Consider the following 23,926-nt stretch of genomic DNA (forward strand, 5'->3'; position numbering starts at 1 on the left):
AGAAGGCCGTAGCACCCGCGGCCTCGATGGCGCAATCGGCGGATGCATCGTCGCGGCTTCGCGCGATGTCTTCCGTCTCGATTACCTCGGGTATGTTCCCGAAGCCCGTGGCCCTGGAAACGCAAGTCGCCTTCTGGCGCAATGTCTACGGCGTCTGGAGCCGTTCTCAAGTCGTTCTGCACGATAACCGTTTTCTGGATGTGATTTATGAAGTGATTCAGCTCCCCGGCAATATCACCGAGGGCTATACCCCGATCCAGAAAGAACTGGTGCGCGAACGGACAGCCTATTGGCAGTCCCGATTGCGCGACCTGGAACAAAAGGTCTCTGCGGGAATTCCTCTGACCCAGGACGACCGAAGACTGGCCGTGAAGATCAGTCCACGCGGGGATCTCAAGACGGCACTACTGGGCGCGAGCGAGCGGCTCCGCGGTCAGCGCGGCCTTCGCGAGCGCTTCAAGAGGGGTTTGGAAATCAGCGGTCGTTATGATCGCCACTTTCGGGAGATTTTCCGCCACGCGGGCCTCCCCGAGGATTTAGCGCATTTGCCCCATGTGGAATCGTCGTTCCAAACGCAGGCGCGTTCCTCGGCAGGCGCCGTGGGCGTGTGGCAGTTTACGCGCGGGGCGGCCGAGCGATTCATGAACGTCAACACGATCATCGACGAGCGCCTGGATCCCGTCGCTTCGGCTCACGGCGCCGCCCGTTATCTAAGCTATGCCTACGGCAAGCTCGGCAGCTGGCCCCTGGCAATCACGTCCTACAATCATGGCATTTCGGGCATGATGCGCGCGAAGCAGTCTTTCGGCCATGACTTCATGCGGATCGTTTCCGATTACGACCATCCCCAATTCGGTTTCGCTTCCCGTAATTTCTACGCCGAATTTCTGGCAGCACGGGAGGTCGCCAGTCAGCCCGAACGTTTCTTTGCCGAGGGCATACGATATGAAAAGCCTCTTGACTGGGACCGTGTCGTCATAACGCAGAATACCTTCGTTTCGACTTTGGCTCGTCAATACGCAACCGACAAGTCTCAGCTCATCGCCCTGAATGCGGCCTGGAGCGGACCGGCTCAGTCCGACAGGGCGGCTTTACCCGCCGGCACGGCGGTCTGGCTACCCTCGGGTACACTCCGGCAGATCGCGTACCGGGCGCAGCAGAATCGTCTGGCAGCGCAGCAACCGGAAAACAAAGGGGCATCAGCTCACGTTAAGGTAAGCTATCCCGGCAACGTCAAGGCCGGCGGCACCGCGACCAGAACCAATGCGTCATTAAGCCCCAAGAACGGCAACTACAAGCTGGCAAAAACTCAGGCGTTCGCTCGGTGAAAAAAGCGGACGGTTGTGGTTGATCGAAAGGTTAAAGTGGTACTTGCCATACCGCCGTGCTGTCGATGTTCCATGTTCGAATACGTTTTCTACGATCGGACTAGCTTCTTTGACGAAATTGGAGTAGGCTGCACATAGTTTGTCGCGGCGCAAGACCGGTCTTCGCCACGAGGATACGGAATTTTCCTTTCAGTCAATGCCTTAACGGCACCTGCTAGTCCCCGCCTCCTCCCGCAAACCGCACGCGGTGCGTCCTTCGGGTCCGCCCTGTGGTCACAGCAACAGTGCTCGTGCTCGACCGGTGCCACGCTCGTCGTGGCAGGCAAGAGCCAGGAAAGTTCGAATGCCCTTTGAGTCTCTCAGCCTATCCAACATCCCGTCACGCATTGTCGCCGATCAAGCCCACACGGCTCCCACGCCGATCCAATCGCAGACCATTCCAGCCGTACTAAATGGAGGTGATTTGCTAACCGAAGCCCAGACGGGTATCGGCGGCAGAATACGTACGTCGCATAGGCCGTACCGGCTCGAACAACGATGCAGCATCGCCGGTCTTTCGACACGAAACTTTACAGCTGAAAAACATCGAGCAGCTGCTTGGCCGCAAACTTCCCGCTCTTCCTTCACCGGAAGGCTATACACCGCAAACAGTCGGAAATCCTGGTCCACAGATTACCCGGCTGATGCGGCAATCAACGCCGAGGCGCGGATCGATCGGTCCATGCCCTCGGATCATTCAACCATGACGCCGCCTATCTTGGTTGCGCCCACAGGAGACAATCCATGCTGAGAATTTATGCCGGAAATCTGCCGGCCGATACTACCGAACGGGAGTTCAACGAACTTTTTGCGGAATACGGCCGGGTACGCTCGATCGAACTGGCTCGCGACATTTTTTCCGGTCGTTGCCGCGGCTTCGGCTTCGTCGAGATGGAGGGCCACGAAGCGCGCGCGGCAATCGCCGGACTGAATGGCCGCAACTTGAGGGGCAACAGTCTTCGGGTTAATCAGGAGCGTCCCCGCGAGCGGAGCGGCCGCGGCCGGCGACGTTAAGTACCGGGCGAGTGAACCGGACTAATATACGAAAGCTTTCGTGTCCAGCACGAACTTTTACCTACAGAATCCTTTCCAGAAAAGGTGTTTATTAATAGACCCAGCGCACCCGCGATTACGGGCTCGATCTGTGTTTATTAAGTGTTTTTTGTTTGTTTTCCTATCGAGGAATTTTTGATGAGTACGAAATTGTATGTCGGCAACCTGAGCTACAGCATTGACAACAGCGAGCTGGAGCAACTCTTCGCCCCACATGGTACGGTGCAGTCCGCGAACGTGATCATGGATCGCGAAACCGGCCGCTCCAAAGGCTTCGGCTTCGTAGAAATGGGTACCGATCAACAGGCCCGAGCCGCAATCAGCGCCCTGCATGGCAAAGAGGTCGGTGGACGTAGCCTCACCGTTAACGAGGCCCGCCCCCGCGAAGAAAGATCCGGCGGCGGTTTCGGTGGCGGCCGACGCAGCGGCGGATTCGGCGGCGGCGGACACCGCTATTGATATTCGCTAAACCGGCGGCAAAGCCCCGCCTCGGCGCCGGTTAGAATCCGTTCCGGCCTCTCCGAACTCGGAAAGGCCGGAACGACTTACCCGCTAAGTCACTCTTCGGACAGCACCTGCGATCGCAGGGCGCCATTCTTCATCGTTTGCCCGTTTTCATGCCGGGCAAAGGGGTGGTACGTCCATTGCGGCAATCTGTTCGCGCAGTTCAAGTATCCGGTCGTGCCAGTAACGCGGCGTATTGAACCACGGAAATGCGATCGGGAAAGCGGGGTCATCCCAGCGTCTTGCGATCCATGCGGTGTAGTGAATCAGCCGCAGGGTGCGCAGCGCTTCGATTAAATGCAGCTCGCGGGTATCGAACTCGAAAAAACTTTGGTAACCGGAGAGCAAAGGACTCAATTGCTGCGTCATCTCCGTACTGTCTCCCGACAACAGCATCCACAAATCCTGGATCGCAGGCCCCATGCGGCTGTCGTCGAAATCGACGAAATGCGGACCATCGTCCGCCCACAACATATTTCCGGGATAGCAATCTCCGTGCAGCCGCAGCGTGCGCACGGAACCCGCGCGCTCGAAACAGCGTCTCACGCCCGCTAGCGCTTGATTCGCCGCTTCCCGATAAGCGTCGACGATGTCCGCCGGAATCACGCCGTGAGACAGCAGATAATCTCTGGGCTCTTCGCCGAAACTGGCGATATCCAGGGCAGGACGGTGCCGATACGGCTTGAGCGAACCGACAGCATGAATACGGCCGATTAGCCGCCCCATTCGCATCAATGCGGCGTGGTCGTTGAATTCCGGAGCATATCCGCCTTGGGTCGGAAACACGGCGAAGCGAAAGCCGCCGAACTCGTGCAATGTCGAGCCTCCGGCACCCGGCAAGGCTGGCACGACCGGCAATTCGGACTCCGCAAGCTCCCGAACGAAGGCATGTTCTTCGAGAATGGCGGCTTTGCTCCACCGTCCGGGTCGGTAGAATTTCACGACCACCGGCGATCCGTCTTCCATGCCGACCCGATAAACACGGTTCTCGTAGCTGTGGAGCGCCAACAGGCTGCCGTCGCTGTGAAAGCCTGCGCTGTCCAATGCGTTCATGACGCAATCGGGTGTTAAGGACGAAAAGGGATGGACGTCTGTGACCGTATTCATGAACGCCATTCTACAGGTTGCCATCCTCGTCTCTCCCAAAAAGCGCAATCTAAGATTAGATTTTTGATTATCCTTGAGCCGGCAACGCTCCGCACTTCAAACTCTACGTATAAACCCTAATGAAAATTAAGCTCACGCCTTATGAAGCCCGCGTCATCGGTTGTTTGATCGAGAAGGAAATCACCACCCCCGAACAATATCCCCTATCGCTCAACGCCCTGACCAATGCGTGCAATCAGAAAAGCAATCGCGATCCGGTGCTCGATCTCGACGAAGCGACGGTGCAGCAGATAGTCGATGGACTCGTAAAGAAATACCTCGTCAGTGCCGGCAGCGGATTCGGCAATCGAGTCACCAAATACCAGCACCGGTTCTGCAATGCGGAATTCGGCGATCTGAAGCTCTCCAAGCAAGAGACTGGTATCGTCTGCGAGTTGCTGCTTCGCGGGCCGCAAACGCCGGGCGAATTACGCACCCGGACCGAGCGCCTATGCAAGTTCGGCGACGTGCAGGAGGTCGAGAACACGCTGGCCAAGCTGATGAATCGGGAAGAGCCTCTGGTCGCGAGATTGCCGCGCGAGCCGGGAAAGCGCGAATCCAGGTTCATGCATTTGTTTTTTGGCGAAGACCAGCTAACGGCGAACAGCGAGGATACGGAAAGAGAGCTTGAGCTTTCGGTTTCCGACCGCGAACGGCTGGATCGCCTGGAGCGATTGGTCGATGAATTGAAGACAGACGTGAATCGGCTCGAATCGAAATTGGCCTCGCTCACGCGTGGGTCATAGGATCGGCATCGCCCGCCCTACTCGGCTGGTTTGCGTCTCGATGCCTTGAGCCGTCCGTGTTTGTCCTTGCTGTCCAACCGCCTTTTCTGAGAGCTTCTGGTCGGGCGAGTCGATTTTCGCGTCTTGCGGGTGGCCGCGGCGCTTTTTATCAGCGAAATCAGCCGCGCAAGCGCATCCTCCCGATTCTGTTCCTGGCTTCGAAACTGCTGAGCCTTGATAATGACGAAGCCTTCGCTCGAAACGCGCTGATCTTTCAGCGTCAGCAGTTTTTCCTTATACATTTCGGGCAAGGACGATGCCCTGATATCGAAGCGCAAATGAATGGCCGTCGACACCTTGTTAACGTTCTGCCCGCCCGCTCCCTGGGCACGCGTGGGGTTGAGTTCCACTTCGGAGAGCGAAAGGCAGACCTGGTTCGAAATTTTCAACACGGCATTTCAATAGTGGGGCGGTTTCTCATCCACGATCTTGCCCAGCTCGGCAGCTGCCGCCAACTGCCCGATGCGGTCGATGAGAAGCTTGCAAGTCGCCTCCAGTTGATCGATCTGTTTTTGCTGTTCGCACACGACGTTATTCAATGCCTGAATCGTATCTTCCTGATAGGCGAGTTTGGTTTCCAAGTCTACCAAGCGTTCTTCGATCATGCTTCGACCTTCGAGATGGAAAACGCGGATTAGGCCTCATGATTCCTGCTTTTTCAACAGGGCATCGAGGTTGGCGAACGGCTTGAAGGTGGTGCTCGCATTCTGCCGTTCTTCTCCGCTCGATTGCCCTGCGTTCAAATAACGGGAATGTTCGTTATCGTGGCAGTAGATGCAAAGCAGTTCCCAATTGCTTCCGTCCGGCGGATTATTGTCGTGATTATGATCTCTATGATGGACCGTAAGCTCGCTGAGATTTTCGCGTGAAAACTCACGGGCGCAACGCCCGCAAACCCAAGGGTATAGTTTCAGAGCCTGCTCCCGATAGCCGCGTTCCCGCTCCTCCCGGTTACGCCGGGCTTCGGCAACGACCTGATCGAGCCTATTGCTATCGGACCCGGTTTTCATGACGGTCATGATTCGCCCTCCGATCGTTCATAGCCAAGTTTGATTCAAGAATACACCCGATGTTCGCGATGAAAGCAACCGGTCCCGCGGCTCAAAAACGGCGCTATTTCGTCCTGCTGGCCGGCATGCTGGCGCTCATCACGATATATTGGGCGGTCCCCGCAGTCATTGCGGAATTTCTTCGATACCGACTCGCCCTGGCCGGGTTTACTCGGATCGACGTCAATTCCGGACGCCCGTCCTGGGATGAACTGCGCTTCGACACCATTCAAATGAGCCGCCGTTCCGGAAACCGGGCGCTTACCCTGCGCGCGACGGGATTGAAGGCTCGCTATCGACCCTTGGAATTGCTGTCGGGGCGGCTTGTCAGCATTCGGATCGCAAGAGCAGAGGTCGAAAGCAGCTTTGTCGATAGCCAGGTGCCGGCTCAACATGATGCCGGCAAAAACATCGCACCTACCGCTTTCGCACCGAATCATTGGCTGTCCCGTTTGCCGGCGGATGAACTGTCTCTCGAGCGCTTAGACCTATATTTCCGAACTCCAGCAGGCGGTAATTACACGGCGCACGCGACGGCCCAGATCCGAAACGGACAGGGGACACTGACCGGAGAAATCCGTCCGGCGGAGGAACAAGCGTTCACGTTCTCGGCACATGCCGCCGTGAGCGGCGAGTTCGAACTGGATATCCGGCCTGCCGAAACTTCGGCACCTCCGGTCCTTCATGTCGCCAACCGTGCCGACGAAACCGAAAAAGGCCGCCTGAACATAGCCGGCTCGGCTCGGGCAAGGCTGGACGCCGTCAACGGTTTGCTGCGGCCTTGGTTCGGACCCGACCAAAAACTCCCGTTGCTGGCGGGCAGCGTCGAAAGCCGCTGGCAAGGCGCCGTTCCGGTTGAGGGCAAAACATGGGAAGGCGTGAAGATCAGCAGCGATCATCATCTCGAGATCAGGATCGAACCGTCGAACGGCGCCATCCGAACCGCCGCGTCCAGCATCGAAGCTAGCGCTTGGATCGAAGGGAGCCGAATCCGTTGGCGCATCGGGGATAAATCGGAGTTGTCGGCGCGCATCAAGAGTCCGATGAACTCTCCGGCTGAGCCCATGGTCGCGATGACTTTCCCGAAAGGCCTGGCTGGCCTCGTCGAAATAGCACCGGAGAATCTGACGTTTAACTTCACGCCCGAATTTCCGATACATCTTGCCCCAGTCGACTGGAATGGCATCTCATCCTCCGGAATCGATGTCGAACTCGCCAATGGAGCGAAACTCCGCTACGGCACGGAACCCACCCGATGGGACTTCGAGCCTTTTACGCTCTCGACACGGCCGGCAGCCCTAACTGCGCCGAAGGGCGCGATCGAGGCCGATGCGCTCAGCTTCGAGGTCGCCGAGCTCGGTGGCGGAAACGCCGGATGGAAAGGTAGAGGCGATCTGCGCATTAAGGGCCTCAAACCGAAATTTCAGGGCAAGCCCTTACCCGCCGGCGACATACTGATCAAATTCCAGGGAGATTCGAAGCAGCTTGATCTCCAGAGTACTGCAACGCTTTCCCAGGGAAAATTGCTCCTTAACGGTCGGGCACGCCACCGATTCGCCAGCGGCCAAGGATCGGCGCAGTTCGAACTGGCACCTGTCGTTTTCGGTGAATCCGGCTTCACGCTGAGCCGATTGCTGGAACCCTGGCCTTTTCCCATCGACTTCCATGGGGGCCGTATCCACGGCTTCGGGGGCAGCTCCTGGAGGCGGTCGGCCAAGCATGGCGCCGGCGAAACGCTACGGTTCGAAAACGAGGTCACCGTCGACGCAAACGGTCTGGCCGGCCGATTCAAAACGATCCGGTTTGAAGGCTTGGACGCCCATCTCGTCCTGTCTGACCGAGACGGTTTACGAACCGTCGATCCCGCTCGAGTCAGTGTCGAACACCTGGATTCGGGAGTTTCAGTCACCCACCTGGACATGAAAGCGGCGGTTACGAGTTACGCCGGAAGCGCCGGCCCGATAATCGACCTAAGGCAGTTTGGCGCCAATATCCTCGGCGGAACGATCCATGCCATTCCCGTTCGATGGGATACCGTCCATCCGGGGACCCCGGTGACCCTTACGCTAAAAGGGTTGTCCCTGAGTCAAATCATCGCGCTTGAAAGACACCAAGGCGTGGAAGGTTCGGGCCTCCTCGACGGACGGCTGCCCTTGGAAATCACCAATACCCACGTTGCGCTCCGCGGGGGCGAGCTTGAGGCGCGTCCGCCCGGAGGCTGGATTCGCTATCGGCCGACAGAACAAGTCGAAGCGATGGCGAAAGACAATTTGAGCCTACAGTTCGTGAATCAGGCCCTGAGCAACCTCCAGTACAACACACTGAAGGCCAAGGCCGACAGCACCCCAAAAGGCGACTTGACGCTACGGGTCGAACTGAAGGGGCACAACCCGGATTGGCAGTCCGGCCGGCCTATACATCTCAATCTAAACCTCCAGGAAAACATCTTGATGCTCCTGCGCAGCCTGAGCGTCGCCGACGATTTGACCGACCGCATGAACCGGCAAATCCAGGAGCATTACCGGAAAATACATTAGACGGAATCGATAAGGCGGCTAGATCTCGGGAAATCCCGATGCTATCCTCAGCCGCTCTTTTCGGCCTCGATACAGAAAACAACAATGATGCGAGACACTTTTTTTGCAAAGGTCTCTTCTGTCGCCGTGATGGCGCTCTTGGCAGCATGTACCCCTCGAGTCGAGTTGGCTGCGCCGCAGGAGCCCATCACCATCAATCTCAACGTCAAGATCGATCACGAAGTCCGGGTCAAAGTCGAAAAAGACTTGGAAGAGATTCTCTCGAAAGAGAGCGGACTGTTCTGATTCGAACGAGGATTTGCCATGTCCAAATATTTTCCTTTGCGTGGGGTCATTGCTCCCTTATTGGCGTTGCTGCTAGCCATGGTCGGCTGGCCGTCGCAGAGTTGGGCGATCGGTCTCGACGAGGCGAAGAGGCAAGGTTTGGTGGGCGAACAGCCTAACGGTTATCTTGAGGCGGTCGTGCCCAATCCGCCCGCGGATGTCAAGGCTCTCATCGCGGATATCAACGCAAAGCGCCGCCAGAAATACGAACAGGTCGCCAAAACCAACGGCACCAGTTTAAATGTTGTCGAGACATTGGCCGGGAAAACGGCGATCGAGAAAACTCCGCCGGGTCAGTACGTCAGATCGCCATCGGGGCGCTGGATTAAGAAATAGAGTGACGACGGTCCGAAAATATTCCGGCGGCGTCGGGATCGCGTACACCTTCGGTTCCCTACCCCGGATATCGACTTTTTCAAAAAACAATTAAGGAGACAGACCATGTCCGACAAGATTATCTTCAAGACCGGCGAAGCCACCGTACTCGCCGCCGAGGGACAATATACCGACGCCATGCCGGAAATTCTGATCGGCGACGTGAACGGCCCGGTCGGACAAGCCTTCGCCAACATGATGGGGCAGACCGCGGGCCATACCCGCATGTTCGCGATCAGAGCCTGCAATCAGCAGGTGCGCCCGGCCACCCTGATGGTGCCGAAAGTCACCATGAAAAGCAGCGCTTACGTCAACCTGTTCGGCGGCGTGGTTCAGTCGGCCACGGCGGATGCCGTGCTGGATTGCGTGATCGAAGGCATCATTCCTCGCGATCAGGTCAATGACCTCTGCATCATCAGCCTGGTCTGGATCGATCCCGAGTGCGCCAAAGATCCCAATCTGGACGAAAAGGACCTGTACCGCACCAATTACGAAGCGACCAAACTGGCCATCAAGCGCGCACTCAACGACGAGCCCTCCGTCGAGGAACTGATCGCCAACCGCGACACGATCAAGCACGATATGTACGATCCGGAAGCTTAGAGTCATTTGGCCGAATCGAAACAAAAACGCCGGCTTCCTGCCGGCATTTTTTTCTCTTCTAAGCGCGTCTCAGGAGCATTCAGCCGGCTTTCGTTTATTCAACCGTATATCACGCGATGCTCCGCGGCAAAGGCGGACGATTCGTCTTTTCTCACGATGAGGGCAGAGCCGTTTTCCAAAAACTCGCTGCCGATGGCGTTTCCTGTTTCGGCCGCTGGATTCACGTTTACTGCGGTTGGCGGTCGGTGAACATTCCCTCAACCTGCACATCTTGCTCGACAAACGGCTTCTGCCATGCAGCCTCGGACCCGTAAAAATCTTTGACGCGCTCTTCAAAAAAACGAGGCCAAAGGAGCCCTTTATCCGACCGGAGATGTTTCACAATAGTGATATCTGACCGGCTTCTCACACTAAAACAAGGCGTTAGATACGTAAAATTCCCTGACGCCGCAAACGGGAAAGCTGAGATGGAAATTGCATCATTTCCGTTACAAATAATGGGCCCACGGCATGAACCGCTCCCGTCAGCTCGTTTTGCTCTATCTCGCAAAGCTAGATGATACGGCGCCCGCGAGCTATCAATAAGAATTTACGTGCTATTGCCCGAGGTCCAAAAGCCGCAAAAACAAACATGTTACGGTAAAGAAACAAAGACTTGGACCGAGGACCATTTGAAACGTCGGCTGTTTTTGGCCGTATCCCCAAAACGGAAGAATACCGGCTGGAAACTGATCACCGATACAGGAGTATCCCTTCCCGCTCCTCCTGCCACGAGCGCTCGTCGGGCAATGTCAGCGCATCGAAATCGCGCGGAGCGGCGGCGGCGTCGTCCACCCATTGGCGCAGCAGTTCGCTGCCGTTAATCAGATCGATGGCGAGACGATGGTATTCGTACTCGTAGGGAAAATCGCGCCAGAGATCGTAGTGCGGCCAGAGATTGCGAATCGCTTTGAATGCCAGTGCCTGCAGGCGCCAGGGCCGAAATCCTTGATGATCGTAGGCGCCGTCCTCGACGTGAATCTGCACGCCTTCGCATAGCTTTCCGGCATGCTTGTGGAACGTCGGTTCGAACCAGCAGACGCGCAGCCGACAGCCTTGCAGCCAGTCCGGAGCCAGCGCCCGCATCTCGGCGACGATCCGGTTCGCGTCCAGATCGGGCGCGCCGAAAAGTTCCAAGGGACGGGTGGTGCCGCGGCCCTCGGACAAGGTCGTGCCTTCCAGCATGACCGTGCCGGCGTAGCAGCGCGCCATCCATAGATTCGGCGCGTTAGGGCTGGGATTGATCCAGGTGCGTTCGCCCAGCGGCCAACCGTAGCCCGGCGCATTCGCCGGGTCCCAGCCTTCCATCGTCACCACGTGGTAATCCACGTCGAGGCGCAGGCTCTCCACGAACCAGCGGCCCAACTCGCCCAGCGTAAGTCCATGCCGCATGGGAAGCGCGCCGGCCCCCACGAAACTCTCCCAACCGGCTCGCAATCGCAGCCCCTCGATCGGACGGCCCGCCGGATTCGGCCGGTCCAGCACCCAGACTGTCTTGCCTTTCTTGGCCGCCTCCTCCAGTACGTATCGCAAAGTCGTGATGAAGGTATAAATTCGGCAGCCGAGATCCTGCAGATCGACCAGCAGCACGTCGAAGCTGTCCATCATGGCGTCGGTCGGGCGCCGGACTTCGCCGTATAGGCTGAAGACCGGAATGCCGTGCGCTGGATCGGTGTAATCCGGCGACTCGACCATATTGTCCTGCTTGTCGCCGCGCAGACCGTGCTGAGGTCCGAAAGCGGCCGCGAGCTTGATGCCGTCGAGCGCGGCCAGCGCGTCCAAGGAATGAACCAGATCGGCGGTGACGGAGGCTGGATGAGCGAGCAAGGCCACACGGCGGCCCCGGAGCGGCTTGCGAAGATCCGGGCTGTCGAGCAGCCGGTCGATGCCAAACTTCATCGATGTCTCCTTGTGGCAAATCTCAGTTGTTGCCGGCGGAATCGAGCCTGAGCGCGAAACCGTCCGGGTGATGGAAATCCGGCTGGCCCGGCGGGTGCTTGAACGCCCAATACGATAGCCTGCCGTCCTGCTCTTCGATCACGGCAGACAATGCCAGGCTCAGGGTTGCGCTCTCGATCTCGGTCGATAGACCGTTCAGGTCGATCATTGCATTCAGCCCAAGCCGATAGGCATCGAGCGTCAGGGAAATTTTCGGAGGTGGGGCTTGTCTAACGACCGACATGCCGTCTCGATAAGACTCAAAATGATAGACGGCCCATTCGCTCGACGGCGCGAAATTGAATTCATAATACCCTTCGCGGTGCATCAGAAATGCCTCGAAGCAAGTATGCCGCCAAAGGCCGTCGGTGCGTCGTGCAACCCGAGGGCGCGGAATATGCAGACCCGCCACATCCCCTTCGACCGTATACTCGAGGGCGAGTACCCCATCCGATGTCTTCTGCACACGCACCGTGAAACGGCGGATGAGCTCGCAGGGCGTGGACGGGTGACTATTCAACGGAATCGTTTGCATGGGAGGATTATATCCCGAGCCGACCGGGAGCCCGTACAAACCGCGCCGATTGAAGGTCCATGGCTATCCAGTACCGGCTAACCGGATCGACGATTGTCACGGAGCGTATGCGGGTAATGACTTTTTTACACCTAAAAAGGGGATTTTTTCAGATGACAAACGGTCTACGAACCAATAGCGGAACCGAGTACTGAGAACAGCGTTCGTTCGCCGCCTTGGACAGCGGACGAAGTCCGACCAGGAACACCATTATCTGCTTGAGGCATGTCGTCACTAATCGAGTCCGATAACAATCCGATGACAACGGGCTGCCCGTCCGGCGCGATCACCGGAACCGAGAGCTTCCGGGAATTACTGGAAACGGCGCCGGACGCTATAGTCATCGTCGACCGCGGCGGCCGGATCGCATTCGTAAACTCGCAAACCGAGAAATTGTTCGGCTACGACCGCAGCGAACTGCTCGGCCGCAACGTCGATACTCTGATGCCCGATCGTTTCCGCGGCGAACAGGCCGGGCGCAGCAATCCTTTTTTGGACGAATCGGGGGTTCGGCCGATCGATGCCGCATTTGACCTACACGGCCTGCGCCGGGACGGCTCCGAGTTCCCGGCCGATATCGGGCTCAGCGCGCTCGAATCCGAAAACGGCATCCTCGTTATCGCCTCAATCCGAGACATCACGGAGCGCAAGCATTTTGACGAGTCCCTGCGCGAGAAGATTCTCGAATTGGAACGGGCCAATCTGGCCAAGGACCATTTTCTGGCCGGCATGTCCCATGAACTGCGCACGCCGCTCAATGCCATCATCGGCTTCACCGGCACCATGCTGATGAGGCTGCCGGGGCCCCTCACCGCGGCACAGGAAAAACAGCTCAGGATCATTCAGACCAGCGCCAAGCATCTGCTGTCGCTGATCAATGATTTGCTGGACCTCGCCAAGATCGAATCGGGCAAAGTCAAATCCAATCCGGAACCCTTTGTGTGCCAGGAGGCGATTCGGGAGGTCGCCGAGACCCTGCGTCCGATGGCGGAACAAAAAGGTCTCGGACTCGAGATCGAGCTTCCGCGGGACGACATCGTCATCGAAACCGATCGGCGCGCGTTCGTACAAATCCTAATCAATCTCGCGAACAACGCCGTCAAGTTCACCTCACAGGGCAAGATATCGATCGAGTTGAGCCGGCGCCATGAAAACGGCAACACGATGATCGACGTCAGCGTGCTGGACACCGGCATCGGGATCAAACCGGAAGACCAAGCCAAGCTGTTTCGGGCGTTTACCCAAGTGAACGCCGCCGCCAACCGTCCCTCCGAAGGCACCGGACTGGGCTTGTACCTTTGCCAAAAGCTGGCTTCCCTAATCGGCGGACACATCGATGTACGGAGCGAATACGGTGCCGGCAGTACATTCACCCTAAGCTTGCCGTCGAAGACATCTGGCTGATGCCGGCGCGTATACTCCTCATCGAGGACAATCCCGACAGCATGGATCTAATGGCCTATCTGCTGGAAGCGTATGGGCATGTCACGCTTGCCGCCCGCGACGGCGAAGTGGGTGTGGAGATCGCCCGCCGGGAGCTGCCCGATCTTATTATTTGCGACATCCAGCTGCCCAAGCTGGACGGCTATGGCGTGATTCGGGAACTCAGACGCCGTACCGACCTCCGGAACATTCCCGTGGTGGCAGTTACCGCTTTCGCCATGGCAGGCGATTGCGACGCTCTGCTTGCTGCCGGGTTCGACGGCTATCTCTCCAAACCCATCGAGCCGGAGTCTTTCGTCGGGCAACTGGAACGTTTCTTGCCGAACTATTTGCGTTCCAACTCGCTGGGGTTCGATTTTGACCGACCTGAAGATGCCCAACATGAACGACCGGAGCATTCCTAGAGCGGCCAGAGCCGCGCCAGTCATTCTCATCGCCGCCTGGGCGCCTGGTGCCAAGGCACGGGAACTCATGCCGAGCCAGGGCGTCAACCGCTTGAAACCAATTAATCAGGCCCCTAAATACCCTCCTGGCGTTTACTGGCCATCGCCCGGGCCGGTACACGCCCGGCCTGGGCTCACGCGGCTTGTCGCCGCACCGGGGCGTCCTTGCCCCGAAATAACTCGGCCTACATTTATGGGCCGGGTTAATAAACCCATCGAACCGCTGACTTGCTGAAAATGATCGAGCATTGTCTGGACGGAGCCCGGTATGGCTAAGATTCTGATCGTTGACGACCGCCCCCTAAACCGAGAGTTTCTGGTAACGCTCCTCGGCTACGGCGGCCATCGCCTGCTCGAGGCTTCGGACGGCGCGGAAGCTCTGGACCTCGTCCGAGCCGAGCATCCCGATCTGGTTATCACCGATATCTTGATGCCGGCTATCGACGGATACGAACTGGTAAACCGTCTCCGCGCCGAACCGTCGCTCGCGGATACCCGCGTGATCTTTTACACCGCAACCTACCGCACGCCGGAAGCGCGAAGCTTGGCCGAGGCCTGCGGAGTGACCGCCGTGTTGGCCAAACCCTCCTCGCCCGAGGAAATTCTCGGCGTCGTACAAAACGTGCTCGGGCTGCCCGCGATAGAACCCGACCGTCTGCCCGAGACGGCGACTCAGCGCGGTACGGAGTCGCTCGGCGATATAACCGGCCAACTCACAGGCTACTTCTCCGATATCGAGACGATCCGCCAGTCGGTAGCGCGGATCATCGAGTCCGCACCGGCGGCAGTCGGAGAGCCCGAGTTACGCGACGTTGCCGCACGCTTCTCGATGTCCCTGACTCGTCTGCAGGAGATCAGTCTCAGGCTCGCCACGCTCATCGAGTTGGGACTGGAACTTACCTCGGTCCGCGATCCGGAACGGCTGCTCGAGACCTTTTGCCGGGCAGCCCACGACGTCTGTGCCGCCCAATATGCCGTCGTCGGCTTGCTGGAGGAGGACGAGGTACACCTGTGCCGGGTCTACACTCGCGGCATGGAAGACCTAACGATAGATCTTTCGAACTCGTTGCCGCCCAAAAGCGGAATTTTGGCCCGTTTGCTGACCGAACGCCGTCCACTGCGCGTTGCCGGATTGAGCGGCGATCCCGAGGTCTTGGGTCTGCCCGCCGCACACCCGCCGGTCTATTCCCTCCTCGGTTTGCCGATTGCATCCTCGAGCCGACTCTATGGCTGGGTTTATGTCGCCAATAAGGTGGGAGCGGCGGAATTCGACGAAATCGATGAGGATATCGCCGCTACCGTAACGGCCCAGGTGGCGACCGCTTATGAAAATCTCGGATTCTACGACGAATTGCAGCGCCGGGCCGTGGCCTTGCAGCTCGAAATCACCGAACGTAAGCAGGCTCAGGAGTCGTTGCGCAAAACCTTGCGTGCGCGCGCCGTGATGGCCGAATGCAACCACGCGTTGATTCATGCCCGGGAGGAGCACGACCTGTTCGATCAGATGTGCCAAACCATGGTCGAAGCGGGCCACTATCCGATGGCTTGGATCGGCGTGGTCCGCGACGAAGAACACAGAACGCTGGTCCCGGTCGCCCACGCAGGTTGCGAAGTCGGGTGCCTTCAAGAATGGCGATTCACCAAGATGGACACGGACAGCTGTTGCACGCCCGTCGGCAGGGCGATCCGCAGCGGAAGAACGGTTGTCGTGCCGGACCTGGCGATCATTCGGGAATGGCCCGGTTGGCGGGAAAACGTTCTCTCGCGGGGCTATCGCTCCGTCATCGCCCTCCCCCTCAAAACCGACTCCCATACATTTGGCGCCTTAAGCATTTACGACAACGTGCCGGGCGCGTTCGGTCCCGATGAACAGGCCCTGATGGAAGAGCTGGCGGACGATATCGCATACGGCATAGCCAACCTCCGAACCCAAGCAGCCCGCGATCGCGCGGAACGGCGTCTGACGACGCAATACGAAGTAGCCCGGATTTTGGCCGAGTCGGCAACGGTAGCGGAAGCGAGCCCAAAGATTCTGCAAGTGATTTGCGAGACTCTGAACTGGGATGTGGATGTGGGGGCGCTATGGGTGGTGGACGACAGGGCGAAAGTGGCGCGCTGCGCGGGCCTCTGGCGCAGGGACGGTTCCGATACCGAGGAATTCGCAGCGTCCAGCCGGTCGATGAGTTTTGCGCCCGGAGCAGGACTGCCGGGACGCATCTGGATGTCCGCAAAGTCCATCTGGATTGCGGATCTCTCACGGGACCCCAGCTTCTTGCGAGCCTCACTCGCCGGAAATGCCGGGCTCCGCGCCGCATTCGGCTTTCCGATACGCTTCGAGGGCCGGGTGCTCGGAGCCATCGAGTTTTTCAGCCGGGAAATCCGCAAACCCAAGGAAGATTTGATGAACATGTTCACCGCGATCGGCAGCCAAATCGGCCTGTTCGTGGAACGTAAACGTACCGAGGAAGAACTCAAGATTTCCGAAGAAAAACTGAGCAGCATCCTCGGCTCGATAGACAATATCGTTTGGTCTCTCTCGCCGACGACCGGCGAAACGCTTTACGTCAACGCCGCGGCGGAGAAAGTTTGGGGCCGGCCCGTCGCTGACTTCATGAAGAACAAGGACCTCTGGCTGCAAAGCGTCCATCCCGATGACCGGGAGCGGATGCAGAAAACCCTGGGAGAGCTATTGGAGACGGGTACGTTGACCGCGGAATACCGTATTCTGCGTCCGGACGGCGAAATACGCTGGCTGGAAGACCGGGTCAAGGTCATTTACGACAAGGCCGGAAACCCTATGCGTCTCGACGGCGTCGCAAGTGACATTACCGAGCGAAAGAAATATGAGGCCAGCATCGAGTACCTGGCGACCCACGATGCCCTGACTCATTTACCCAACCGCACCCTGCTCGCCGACCGCCTGTCCCAGGCGCTGGCCCACGCCAAGCGCACCGAGCGGCCTTTAGCCTTGCTGTTTCTCGATCTGGACCGGTTCAAGGATGTCAACGATAGCTTCGGCCACGCGCTCGGCGACGCCTTGCTACAGGCCGTCGCCGAGCGTCTCCAGGCGTCCGTCCGCGAGGGCGATACGGTAGCCAGGCAAGGCGGCGACGAATTCCTCATCTTGCTCTCGGATCTCGAAAGAATGGAAGACATCGAGTTCGTAGCCGTCAAGATCTTGCGGGCTATCGCCAAACCTTTCCTGATCGAGGGACGCGAACTGTTCATGAGCGGCAGCATCGGAGCGAGCGTTTATCCCGCCGACGGCGAAGACATGGAAACGCTGCTCAAGCATGCGGACACGGCGATGTACCGAACCAAGGAGGAAGGCGGCAGCGGTTTCAGGCTTTATGCCCGCGAAATGAGCCAGCGCGCGATCGAACGCATCAAAATGGAAAGCGCGTTGCGGCGGGCTTTGGAACAGCAGCAATTCGAGCTCTTTTATCAGCCCAAGGTCGAACTCAGGGGCGGAAGGATCATCGGCTCGGAAGCGCTGATCCGGTGGCGCCATCCGGACTTAGGCTTGGTGTTGCCTTCCCGGTTTATCCCCATGGCCGAGGAAACCGGTTTAATCCACGCGATCGGCTCTTGGGCTCTGAAAACCGCATGTTTGCAGAGCAAAGCCTGGCAGGATGCGGGACTGTCGCCGTTCGACGTCGCCGTCAATCTTTCGGCTAAGCAATTGAAACGCGGAAATCTCGTCAAACTGGTCAACCAGACGCTACGGGAAACCGGACTGGAAGGCCGCTATCTGGAATTGGAATTGACCGAAACCATGGTCATGCACGATCCCGAGCGTTTCATTCCGATTTTGGAGGAATTGAAAGAGTTGGGCGTAAAGCTTTCGGTGGACGATTTCGGAACGGGCTATTCCAGCCTGAGTTATCTCAAGCGGCTACCGTTCGACCGGCTGAAAATAGACCAGTCCTTCGTCCGCGACATCGCAACCGACACCAATGACGCCGTGATCGTGCAGACCGTCATCTCGCTGGGCCACACCCTTGGTCTCAAGGTCATCGCGGAGGGCGTGGAAACCCTGGAACAATTGACTTTCCTCTGCCGGCACAGGTGCGACGACATGCAGGGTTATTATTCGAGCCGTCCGGTCACGGCGGAGCAATTCGGCCGTCTGCTGCGCGAGAACCGAAGGCTGCCATTGCCGTCGATCGCGGCGTAGGGCGTCATGGGATAGGCGCGGATCAACAAGCCTTTGCCGACGAACGCCTAACCAACCCGCGATGTCGGGAAAGGATTCCCGACCTACTCGGCTGACGAATCCGTCTGTAGGATGCGCCGACGACGCCAAGCGGCGAAACTCAAGCCCGTTACCAGAACCACGACGACCGGCCAGTCGCCCCACCGCGCGTAAGGCGTGCTGCCGTCGATGGGCGTGATCGTCCCGGTCACCTGAGTACGCTGAAACAAAGGCGCGGCGACATCGATTTTGCCCTTAGGGCTGATAATCGCGGTTATACCGGTGTTGGTGGCGCGCAGCATGTAACGTCCGGTTTCGAGCGCCCTCATCCGTGCCATCTGCACATGTTGGTGGGGTGCGATAGAGTCGCCGAACCAGGCGTCGTTCGTAACGTTCACGAGATACGCCGCCTGAGGTAGAACGGCCAGCGACTCCTGGCCGAAGATGTCCTCATAGCAGATCGAGGCTGCCAGAGGATGCCCCGCAGCGACCAGAGCCGCTTGGCCGCCGTTTCCGCTGGCGAAATCGGACAGAGGAATTTCCAGAATGTCCAGTATGAAACCCAGCACCGGCCGCAGCGGCAGATATTCTCCGAAAGGTACCAAATGCCGTTTGAAATAAATCCCCGGCGTTTCCCCCAGCGCAACGACCGCATTGAAATAGCGGTCTTGGGTTTGATCGTAAAACGGTACGCCGATCAGGAGATCGGTACCCCGCGCCGCCGCTTCCGTCTCCAGATCGGCAAGAAAGGTCTCCTTGACCTGATGGTAAAACGCCGGAATGGCGGTTTCCGGCCAAACGACTAGCCGCGAACCCCACGATTTCCGCGTCATCTCGGTGTACATTTGCAGCGTTTCCCGCTGGAATTCGGGCTGCCATTTCATGTCTTGAGGCACGTTACCCTGGAGCAAGGTCACCTTGAACGGCTCACCCGCAGGCTGCGTCCAGGAAACGCCGCTCAGCACCCTACCCATGCCGAGCACTAAGACGATCGCAACGGCTATGAGGGTCCGCGGTTTGCGCGCCGAGTAAAATGCCGCGAGGACTCCTCCCGCCACGAAGGCCACCACCCAGCCGATACCGTAGACCCCGAGGACGGGGCCGTAGGCGGCCAACGGGGTGTCGATTTGGCTGTAGCCGACTTGCAGCCACGGAAACCCTGTCAGGAACCAGCCTCGTACCCATTCCCCCAAAATCCAAACGGCCGGGAAAACGATGAGCGATTGATAGATCCGGCTTCCGATGAAAAAGCGACGCGAAAGCCAACCTGCCAGTGCCGGATAAAGCGCCAGGAAGGCCGTGAACACGAAGGTCAGCGCTGCGGCCTCCAGCGGACTGGCGCCGCCGTAATCGTGCATGCTGACGTAAACCCAGGAAACGCCCAGGCCGAATTGTCCCAAGCCGAATAGATAGCCGCGCAAAAACGCCCTCCCCGGCGAGACGTTCAGCCAGCTTGCGAACAAGAGAAATAAGCCGATGACGGCAAGAATGGGATAGTCGAACGGGGCAAACGCCAGCGGCAACAATAGACCGCCGATCAGAGCCAGGATGTCGTAAAACACGGTCAGAATCTTATCAATCCACGCGAGCGCTAGTCTCGGATTGACTTTCGGGCTGGGGCAGAAGGATCAGCTTCAGTAAGTGCACGCGGCGACTGTCGGCCCGCAGCACGATGAAGCGGAAGCGATCGATCTCCACTTTCTCGCCCCTCTTGGGGACATGGCCGAGTTGGTGAACGATCAGCCCCCCGATGGTATCGAATTCATCGTCGTTGAAGTCGACGTAAAAGTAATCGTTGAACTCGTCGATCGGCGTCAGAGCCTTCAACGTATATTCGCGATCGTTCTTCCTGAAAATGTATTCCTCTTCGCCGAAATCGTGCTCGTCCTCGATCTCTCCGACGATCTGTTCCAAGACGTCCTCGATCGTCACCAAACCGGCCGCAGCGCCGTACTCGTCGACCACGATAGCCATGTGACTGCGGGTCGTACGGAATTCTTTGAGCAGCACGTTGAGTCGTTTGCTTTCCGGGACGAATTGGGCGGGACGCATGATTTCCTTTACCCGCTTCGTCTTGTCCTTGAGGCTGTGAATCAAAAGGTCCTTCACCAGGAGAATGCCGACCACTTCGGTACGATCCTCTCCAATGACGGGATAGCGGGAATGGGCGGACTCGGCCACCAACGGAAATATCGTCTCCAGTTCCGCATCCTGCGAAACCACGACCATTTGGGCTCTGGGAATCATGATGTCACGGACCTTGAGTTCCGAGACTTGCATGACCCCTTCGATCATCGAAAGCGCTTCCAGCTCGATCAGATTCCGCTTCTGAGCAGCGCGCAACAATTCCAATAAATCCTCGCGGTCCTCGGGCTCACCCGTGAAGAAAAGGCCTAGTCGTTCGAGCCAACTTCGATGCTCGCCCGTTTGCTCCTCGTTCATGACGTGATGATCTCCTCATAGGGATTGGGAAATCCTAGATCATTGAGAATAGCGATCTCTTCCGCCTCCATGACGGCGGCGTCGCTTTCCGAGATGTGATCATAACCTTGCAGGTGCAGCACACCGTGCACCACCATATGCGCCCAGTGGGCTTCGAGTGTTTTGCCTTGCTCGCGCGCTTCGCGCTCGACGACGGCGGCACAGATGACGAGATCGCCCAGCAACTGATTGGGAACGCCTTCCGGCACTTCAAAAGGAAAACTGAGAATATTCGTCGGTCCGGCCTTGTGCCGGTAATGCTCGTTCAATTCGGCGCTTTCCGTCTCGTCCACAATCCGTATGACTAACTCGGCATCCTCCCGTTTCGCCGCCGCGCTCGCCCAGTGCAGAAATTTTCCGTCTTCCGGGACCCACTGCCGCACTGTGGCGTGCTGGACTTCGACGCTTATCATCCTAGAAACGGCAGTTGGACGCGCGCGAGTGTGCGGCGGACGGGCCGGATGGCAAGGCGCGACGCCGCCGTGGGGCCGTCCCCCACAAGAAGGAGCAACGCCGCCAGGCGGCCCGTCCGCCGTGCAATCGCGCGCGTAGTGGTTTCACCGAACAGGTGAGATCGGTACACGGTTGGACACTTATAATTCATTGGACTTTTCTGATGCATCGAAGCGGTCAACTGCCGTTTCTAGGATCATGCTGATCGATCGGTCACATTCGCTCGCTCGTAGGCCTCGTAAGCGGCGACGATACGTTGCACCAGAGGATGGCGCACGACGTCCTGAGACGTAAAGAAGGTAAAGCTGATGCCTTCGACATCGCGCAAGACCTCCAAGACATGTCTTAGCCCCGATTCCTTGTTGCGTGGCAGGTCGATCTGGGTAATGTCGCCGGTGATCACGGCCTTGGAACCGAACCCCACCCGCGTCAGAAACATCTTGATCTGCTCGACGGTCGTGTTCTGCGCCTCGTCCAGGATGATGAACGACTCGTTCAAGGTGCGTCCGCGCATGAACGCGAGAGGCGCCACCTCGATCACGTTGCGCTCGATGAGCTTGGCCACCCGCTCGAAACCCAGCATTTCGTAGAGAGCGTCGTACAAGGGCCGCAAATAAGGATCCACCTTTTGCGCCATGTCGCCCGGCAAGAAGCCCAACTTCTCGCCGGCTTCGACCGCCGGACGCGCGAGAATCAGGCGCCTGACTTCGTCCCGTTCCAAGGCGGCAACGGCACAAGCCACGGCCAGATAGGTCTTGCCCGTTCCGGCGGGGCCGACGCCGAAGTTGATATCGTGGCTCTGGATATTCTTGAGATAACGCTGCTGATTGGCGCCTTTCGGCTTGATCGCGCCACGCTTGGTTCGGATGGCGAGCGGTTCGACCTCGTCGCCGGCACTTTCCAGCATGGCGGCGATATTGGAGTCCTGCAAGGACAGATGGACGCGCTCGGGCGTCATCACCTCGTGCGAGGTCGCATCGAACAGGCTTTGAAGCACTTTGTACGCGGCCTGCACCGGTTTGCCGGAGCCTATGATTTCGAACTGATTGCCGCGGTTGGCGATCTCCACGCCCAGCCGTCTTTCGATCTGGCGCAGATGTTCATCGAATTGGCCACACAAACTGGCCAGCCGCTCGTTGTCGGCGGGTTCTAAAGTGAGATGCAAGGAGTTCAGATGATTAAGCAAGTTATGCGGTGAGACCGCTGGTCTCGTGGGTTGAAAAATCGGGAGCCGAGGTGTTTACCCATCTGCCCCGCAGCGAGTTGGGCAGTGCTTCGACGATCAGGACATCCAGAAATTGACCGGTTAGCTTCGACGGGCCCGAGAAATTGACTACCCGGTTGTTCTCGGTACGTCCGCTCAGTTGAGCGTAATCCTTTTTCGAAAGGCCCTCGACCAATATACGCTGCACCGTATTGACCATGCCGAGGGAAATTTCCGCCGACATTTCGTTGATTCTCGTCTGCAACCGGGCCAAGCGTTCCTTTTTCACCGTCATGGGCACATCGTCTGTCATTTCGGCCGCCGGCGTACCGGGACGGGGACTGTAAATAAAGCTGTAAGAATGATCGAAACCCAGAGTTTCTATCATATCCATGGTCTCTTCGAAGTCCTGTTCGGTTTCGCCGGGAAATCCGACGATAAAATCCGACGACAAACTGAGGTTGGGTCTGACCTCCCGCAGCCTCTGGATTTTCTCGATGTACTCTTCGCGGGTATGTCCGCGTTTCATCAAGCTCAAAACTCGGTTGCTGCCGCTTTGTACGGGGAGATGCAAATGGTCTGCCAGTTTTGGAATTTCCGCGTAAGCTTCGATTAGACTGTCGGTAAATTCCACCGGGTGAGACGTGGTGAATCGAATGCGCTCTATACCGTCGATCGCAGCCACGTAATTCAGCAGCAAAGCAAAATCGGCGATTTCGCCGTCGGCCATCACACCTCGGTACGCATTGACGTTCTGTCCCAACAACACCACCTCGCGCACGCCCTGCTCCGTCAAAGCGACGATTTCCGCGATCACGTCGTCCAAAGGACGGCTGATCTCTTCGCCCCGCGTGTAAGGTACGACACAAAACGTACAATATTTGCTGCACCCTTCCATGATCGAGACAAAGGCTTTGGGTCCTTCCGCGCGCGGCTCCGGAAGCGCATCGAACTTTTCGATCTCCGGGAAAGAAACATCGATGGCGGGCGCTCTATCCTTTCTTACTTTGTCCAGCAGCTCCGGCAGCCTATGCAGGGTCTGCGGACCGAAAACCATATCGACATAGGGGGCGCGCCGCTGCAAGGCCTCCCCTTCCTGGCTGGCGACACAACCGCCGACGCCTATGACGACGCCGGGTTTCTTGTCCTTGAGCGGGCGCCAGCGTCCCAATTCCGAAAAAACCTTTTCTTGTGCCTTTTCCCGGACTGAACAGGTATTCAGCAGCAAGACATCGGCTTCCTCGGGGTCGTTGGTCAGCTCGAAGCCATGGGAAGCATGGAGTACGTCGCGCATCTTCGCGGAATCGTACTCATTCATTTGGCAACCAATGGTTTCTATGAAAAGTTTTTGGGTCATTCTCGGCAGGAAAACGGATCGGTGGCCAAATTTTACCAAAATTAGCCACCGATCGT

At 58.0% G+C, this 23,926-nt stretch carries 22 protein-coding genes; 11 read left to right on the plus strand and 11 right to left on the minus strand.

Annotated elements, in window-relative coordinates:
- Positions 1-92 precede the first annotated feature (92 nt).
- From ACWJJK_RS12935 to ACWJJK_RS12945, 3 genes are all read left to right on the plus strand, one after another.
- On the plus strand, positions 93-1,328 hold the full coding sequence (locus ACWJJK_RS12935; protein WP_454128151.1) for a lytic transglycosylase domain-containing protein: 1,236 nt from the start codon (positions 93-95) through the stop codon (positions 1,326-1,328).
- Positions 1,329-2,111: 783 nt separating this feature from the next.
- On the plus strand, positions 2,112-2,381 hold the full coding sequence (locus ACWJJK_RS12940) for an RNA recognition motif domain-containing protein (protein WP_077730145.1): 270 nt from the start codon (positions 2,112-2,114) through the stop codon (positions 2,379-2,381).
- Between the two features lie 177 nt (positions 2,382-2,558).
- Positions 2,559-2,879, plus strand: coding sequence for an RNA recognition motif domain-containing protein (locus ACWJJK_RS12945; RefSeq protein WP_077730144.1), 321 nt, complete (start codon positions 2,559-2,561; stop codon positions 2,877-2,879).
- 156 nt (positions 2,880-3,035) lie between these two features.
- On the opposite strand, the gene ACWJJK_RS12950 is transcribed toward ACWJJK_RS12945, so the two are convergent.
- A complete protein-coding gene (locus ACWJJK_RS12950; RefSeq protein ID WP_208110096.1) occupies positions 3,036-4,031 on the minus strand; it encodes a serine/threonine protein kinase in 996 nt (331 codons plus the stop codon).
- Between the two features lie 119 nt (positions 4,032-4,150).
- Here ACWJJK_RS12950 and ACWJJK_RS12955 point away from each other — a divergent pair, with 119 nt between their 5' ends.
- Positions 4,151-4,816 carry a DUF480 domain-containing protein gene (locus tag ACWJJK_RS12955; protein WP_133717296.1) on the plus strand — a complete coding sequence of 222 codons (666 nt, stop codon included), beginning with the start codon at positions 4,151-4,153 and terminating at the stop codon, positions 4,814-4,816.
- Positions 4,817-4,833: 17 nt separating this feature from the next.
- Here the strand turns inward: ACWJJK_RS12955 and arfB are convergent, their stop codons facing one another.
- Genes arfB through ACWJJK_RS12970 form a run of 3 tightly spaced genes read right to left on the minus strand, consistent with a single transcriptional unit; the run spans position 4,834 to position 5,874 of the window.
- Positions 4,834-5,247, minus strand: a complete 414-nt coding sequence (gene arfB / locus ACWJJK_RS12960) for an alternative ribosome rescue aminoacyl-tRNA hydrolase ArfB (RefSeq protein ID WP_347257568.1) — start codon at positions 5,245-5,247, stop codon at positions 4,834-4,836.
- Positions 5,248-5,253: 6 nt separating this feature from the next.
- Positions 5,254-5,460, minus strand: coding sequence for a SlyX family protein (locus tag ACWJJK_RS12965; RefSeq protein WP_077730141.1), 207 nt, complete (start codon positions 5,458-5,460; stop codon positions 5,254-5,256).
- Positions 5,461-5,496: 36 nt separating this feature from the next.
- Entirely contained in the window at positions 5,497-5,874 is a 378-nt protein-coding gene (locus ACWJJK_RS12970) for a YajD family HNH nuclease (protein WP_077730140.1), read from the minus strand.
- A gap of 50 nt (positions 5,875-5,924) precedes the next feature.
- On the opposite strand from ACWJJK_RS12970, the gene ACWJJK_RS12975 reads away from it, so the two are divergent.
- The 4 genes from ACWJJK_RS12975 (at position 5,925) to fae (ending at position 9,743) form a co-directional block, all read left to right on the plus strand.
- A complete protein-coding gene (locus ACWJJK_RS12975) occupies positions 5,925-8,441 on the plus strand; it encodes a YdbH domain-containing protein (RefSeq protein WP_156881001.1) in 2,517 nt (838 codons plus the stop codon).
- A gap of 84 nt (positions 8,442-8,525) precedes the next feature.
- Positions 8,526-8,726, plus strand: coding sequence for a YnbE family lipoprotein (locus tag ACWJJK_RS12980; protein ID WP_346425842.1), 201 nt, complete (start codon positions 8,526-8,528; stop codon positions 8,724-8,726).
- An 18-nt stretch (positions 8,727-8,744) separates the two neighbouring features.
- Entirely contained in the window at positions 8,745-9,101 is a 357-nt protein-coding gene (locus tag ACWJJK_RS12985; RefSeq protein ID WP_077730138.1) for a YdbL family protein, read from the plus strand.
- Positions 9,102-9,206: 105 nt separating this feature from the next.
- Positions 9,207-9,743, plus strand: a complete 537-nt coding sequence (fae, locus tag ACWJJK_RS12990; RefSeq protein ID WP_156881002.1) for a formaldehyde-activating enzyme — start codon at positions 9,207-9,209, stop codon at positions 9,741-9,743.
- 732 nt (positions 9,744-10,475) lie between these two features.
- On the opposite strand, the gene ACWJJK_RS12995 is transcribed toward fae, so the two are convergent.
- A complete protein-coding gene (locus tag ACWJJK_RS12995; protein WP_156881003.1) occupies positions 10,476-11,681 on the minus strand; it encodes a DUF1343 domain-containing protein in 1,206 nt (401 codons plus the stop codon).
- Between the two features lie 22 nt (positions 11,682-11,703).
- On the minus strand, positions 11,704-12,255 hold the full coding sequence (locus ACWJJK_RS13000) for a DOMON-like domain-containing protein (RefSeq protein ID WP_077730135.1): 552 nt from the start codon (positions 12,253-12,255) through the stop codon (positions 11,704-11,706).
- Between the two features lie 297 nt (positions 12,256-12,552).
- Between ACWJJK_RS13000 and ACWJJK_RS13005 the strand changes: the two genes are divergently transcribed.
- The 3 genes from ACWJJK_RS13005 to ACWJJK_RS13015 all read left to right on the plus strand — a co-directional run bounded on the left by ACWJJK_RS13005 (position 12,553) and on the right by ACWJJK_RS13015 (position 18,357).
- Positions 12,553-13,698 carry a PAS domain-containing sensor histidine kinase gene (locus ACWJJK_RS13005; protein WP_454128152.1) on the plus strand — a complete coding sequence of 382 codons (1,146 nt, stop codon included), beginning with the start codon at positions 12,553-12,555 and terminating at the stop codon, positions 13,696-13,698.
- Positions 13,698-14,141 (plus strand): response regulator, encoded by a 444-nt coding sequence (locus tag ACWJJK_RS13010; protein WP_086135583.1) that lies wholly within the window; start codon positions 13,698-13,700, stop codon positions 14,139-14,141. The genes ACWJJK_RS13005 and ACWJJK_RS13010 overlap by 1 nt, the downstream gene beginning before the upstream one ends.
- A 307-nt stretch (positions 14,142-14,448) precedes the next feature.
- Complete coding sequence (locus tag ACWJJK_RS13015; protein ID WP_156881005.1) at positions 14,449-18,357, plus strand: EAL domain-containing protein; 3,909 nt, start codon at positions 14,449-14,451, stop codon at positions 18,355-18,357.
- Between the two features lie 83 nt (positions 18,358-18,440).
- Here the strand turns inward: ACWJJK_RS13015 and lnt are convergent, their stop codons facing one another.
- The 5 genes from lnt to miaB all read right to left on the minus strand — a co-directional run bounded on the left by lnt (position 18,441) and on the right by miaB (position 23,870).
- The gene (lnt, locus tag ACWJJK_RS13020) at positions 18,441-19,937 is read right to left on the minus strand and encodes an apolipoprotein N-acyltransferase (protein ID WP_454128153.1); all 1,497 of its coding nucleotides are present in this window, start codon (positions 19,935-19,937) and stop codon (positions 18,441-18,443) included.
- Between the two features lie 13 nt (positions 19,938-19,950).
- Positions 19,951-20,817 carry an HlyC/CorC family transporter gene (locus ACWJJK_RS13025; protein ID WP_077730130.1) on the minus strand — a complete coding sequence of 289 codons (867 nt, stop codon included), beginning with the start codon at positions 20,815-20,817 and terminating at the stop codon, positions 19,951-19,953.
- Complete coding sequence (ybeY, locus tag ACWJJK_RS13030; protein ID WP_077730129.1) at positions 20,814-21,269, minus strand: rRNA maturation RNase YbeY; 456 nt, start codon at positions 21,267-21,269, stop codon at positions 20,814-20,816. The genes ACWJJK_RS13025 and ybeY overlap by 4 nt, the downstream gene beginning before the upstream one ends.
- 236 nt (positions 21,270-21,505) lie before the next feature.
- A complete protein-coding gene (locus ACWJJK_RS13035; RefSeq protein ID WP_086135619.1) occupies positions 21,506-22,483 on the minus strand; it encodes a PhoH family protein in 978 nt (325 codons plus the stop codon).
- 13 nt (positions 22,484-22,496) lie between these two features.
- Complete coding sequence (gene miaB, locus ACWJJK_RS13040) at positions 22,497-23,870, minus strand: tRNA (N6-isopentenyl adenosine(37)-C2)-methylthiotransferase MiaB (RefSeq protein ID WP_156881007.1); 1,374 nt, start codon at positions 23,868-23,870, stop codon at positions 22,497-22,499.
- Positions 23,871-23,926: the final 56 nt, after the last annotated feature.

It is taken from the genome of Methylocaldum gracile (genome assembly GCF_053646815.1).

Coding starts and splice junctions, on each gene's coding strand:
- ACWJJK_RS12935 (WP_454128151.1), top strand. CDS start 93: ATGTTCCCGAAGCCCGTGGCCCTGGAAACGCAAGTCGCCTTCTGGCGC.
- ACWJJK_RS12940 (WP_077730145.1), top strand. CDS start 2,112: ATGCTGAGAATTTATGCCGGAAATCTGCCGGCCGATACTACCGAACGG.
- ACWJJK_RS12945 (WP_077730144.1), top strand. CDS start 2,559: ATGAGTACGAAATTGTATGTCGGCAACCTGAGCTACAGCATTGACAAC.
- ACWJJK_RS12950 (WP_208110096.1), bottom strand. CDS start 4,031: ATGAATACGGTCACAGACGTCCATCCCTTTTCGTCCTTAACACCCGAT.
- ACWJJK_RS12955 (WP_133717296.1), top strand. CDS start 4,151: ATGAAAATTAAGCTCACGCCTTATGAAGCCCGCGTCATCGGTTGTTTG.
- ACWJJK_RS12965 (WP_077730141.1), bottom strand. CDS start 5,460: ATGATCGAAGAACGCTTGGTAGACTTGGAAACCAAACTCGCCTATCAG.
- ACWJJK_RS12970 (WP_077730140.1), bottom strand. CDS start 5,874: ATGACCGTCATGAAAACCGGGTCCGATAGCAATAGGCTCGATCAGGTC.
- ACWJJK_RS12975 (WP_156881001.1), top strand. CDS start 5,925: ATGTTCGCGATGAAAGCAACCGGTCCCGCGGCTCAAAAACGGCGCTAT.
- ACWJJK_RS12980 (WP_346425842.1), top strand. CDS start 8,526: ATGATGCGAGACACTTTTTTTGCAAAGGTCTCTTCTGTCGCCGTGATG.
- ACWJJK_RS12985 (WP_077730138.1), top strand. CDS start 8,745: ATGTCCAAATATTTTCCTTTGCGTGGGGTCATTGCTCCCTTATTGGCG.
- fae (WP_156881002.1), top strand. CDS start 9,207: ATGTCCGACAAGATTATCTTCAAGACCGGCGAAGCCACCGTACTCGCC.
- ACWJJK_RS12995 (WP_156881003.1), bottom strand. CDS start 11,681: ATGAAGTTTGGCATCGACCGGCTGCTCGACAGCCCGGATCTTCGCAAG.
- ACWJJK_RS13000 (WP_077730135.1), bottom strand. CDS start 12,255: ATGCAAACGATTCCGTTGAATAGTCACCCGTCCACGCCCTGCGAGCTC.
- ACWJJK_RS13005 (WP_454128152.1), top strand. CDS start 12,553: ATGACAACGGGCTGCCCGTCCGGCGCGATCACCGGAACCGAGAGCTTC.
- ACWJJK_RS13010 (WP_086135583.1), top strand. CDS start 13,698: ATGCCGGCGCGTATACTCCTCATCGAGGACAATCCCGACAGCATGGAT.
- ACWJJK_RS13015 (WP_156881005.1), top strand. CDS start 14,449: ATGGCTAAGATTCTGATCGTTGACGACCGCCCCCTAAACCGAGAGTTT.
- ACWJJK_RS13025 (WP_077730130.1), bottom strand. CDS start 20,817: ATGAACGAGGAGCAAACGGGCGAGCATCGAAGTTGGCTCGAACGACTA.
- ybeY (WP_077730129.1), bottom strand. CDS start 21,269: ATGATAAGCGTCGAAGTCCAGCACGCCACAGTGCGGCAGTGGGTCCCG.
- miaB (WP_156881007.1), bottom strand. CDS start 23,870: ATGACCCAAAAACTTTTCATAGAAACCATTGGTTGCCAAATGAATGAG.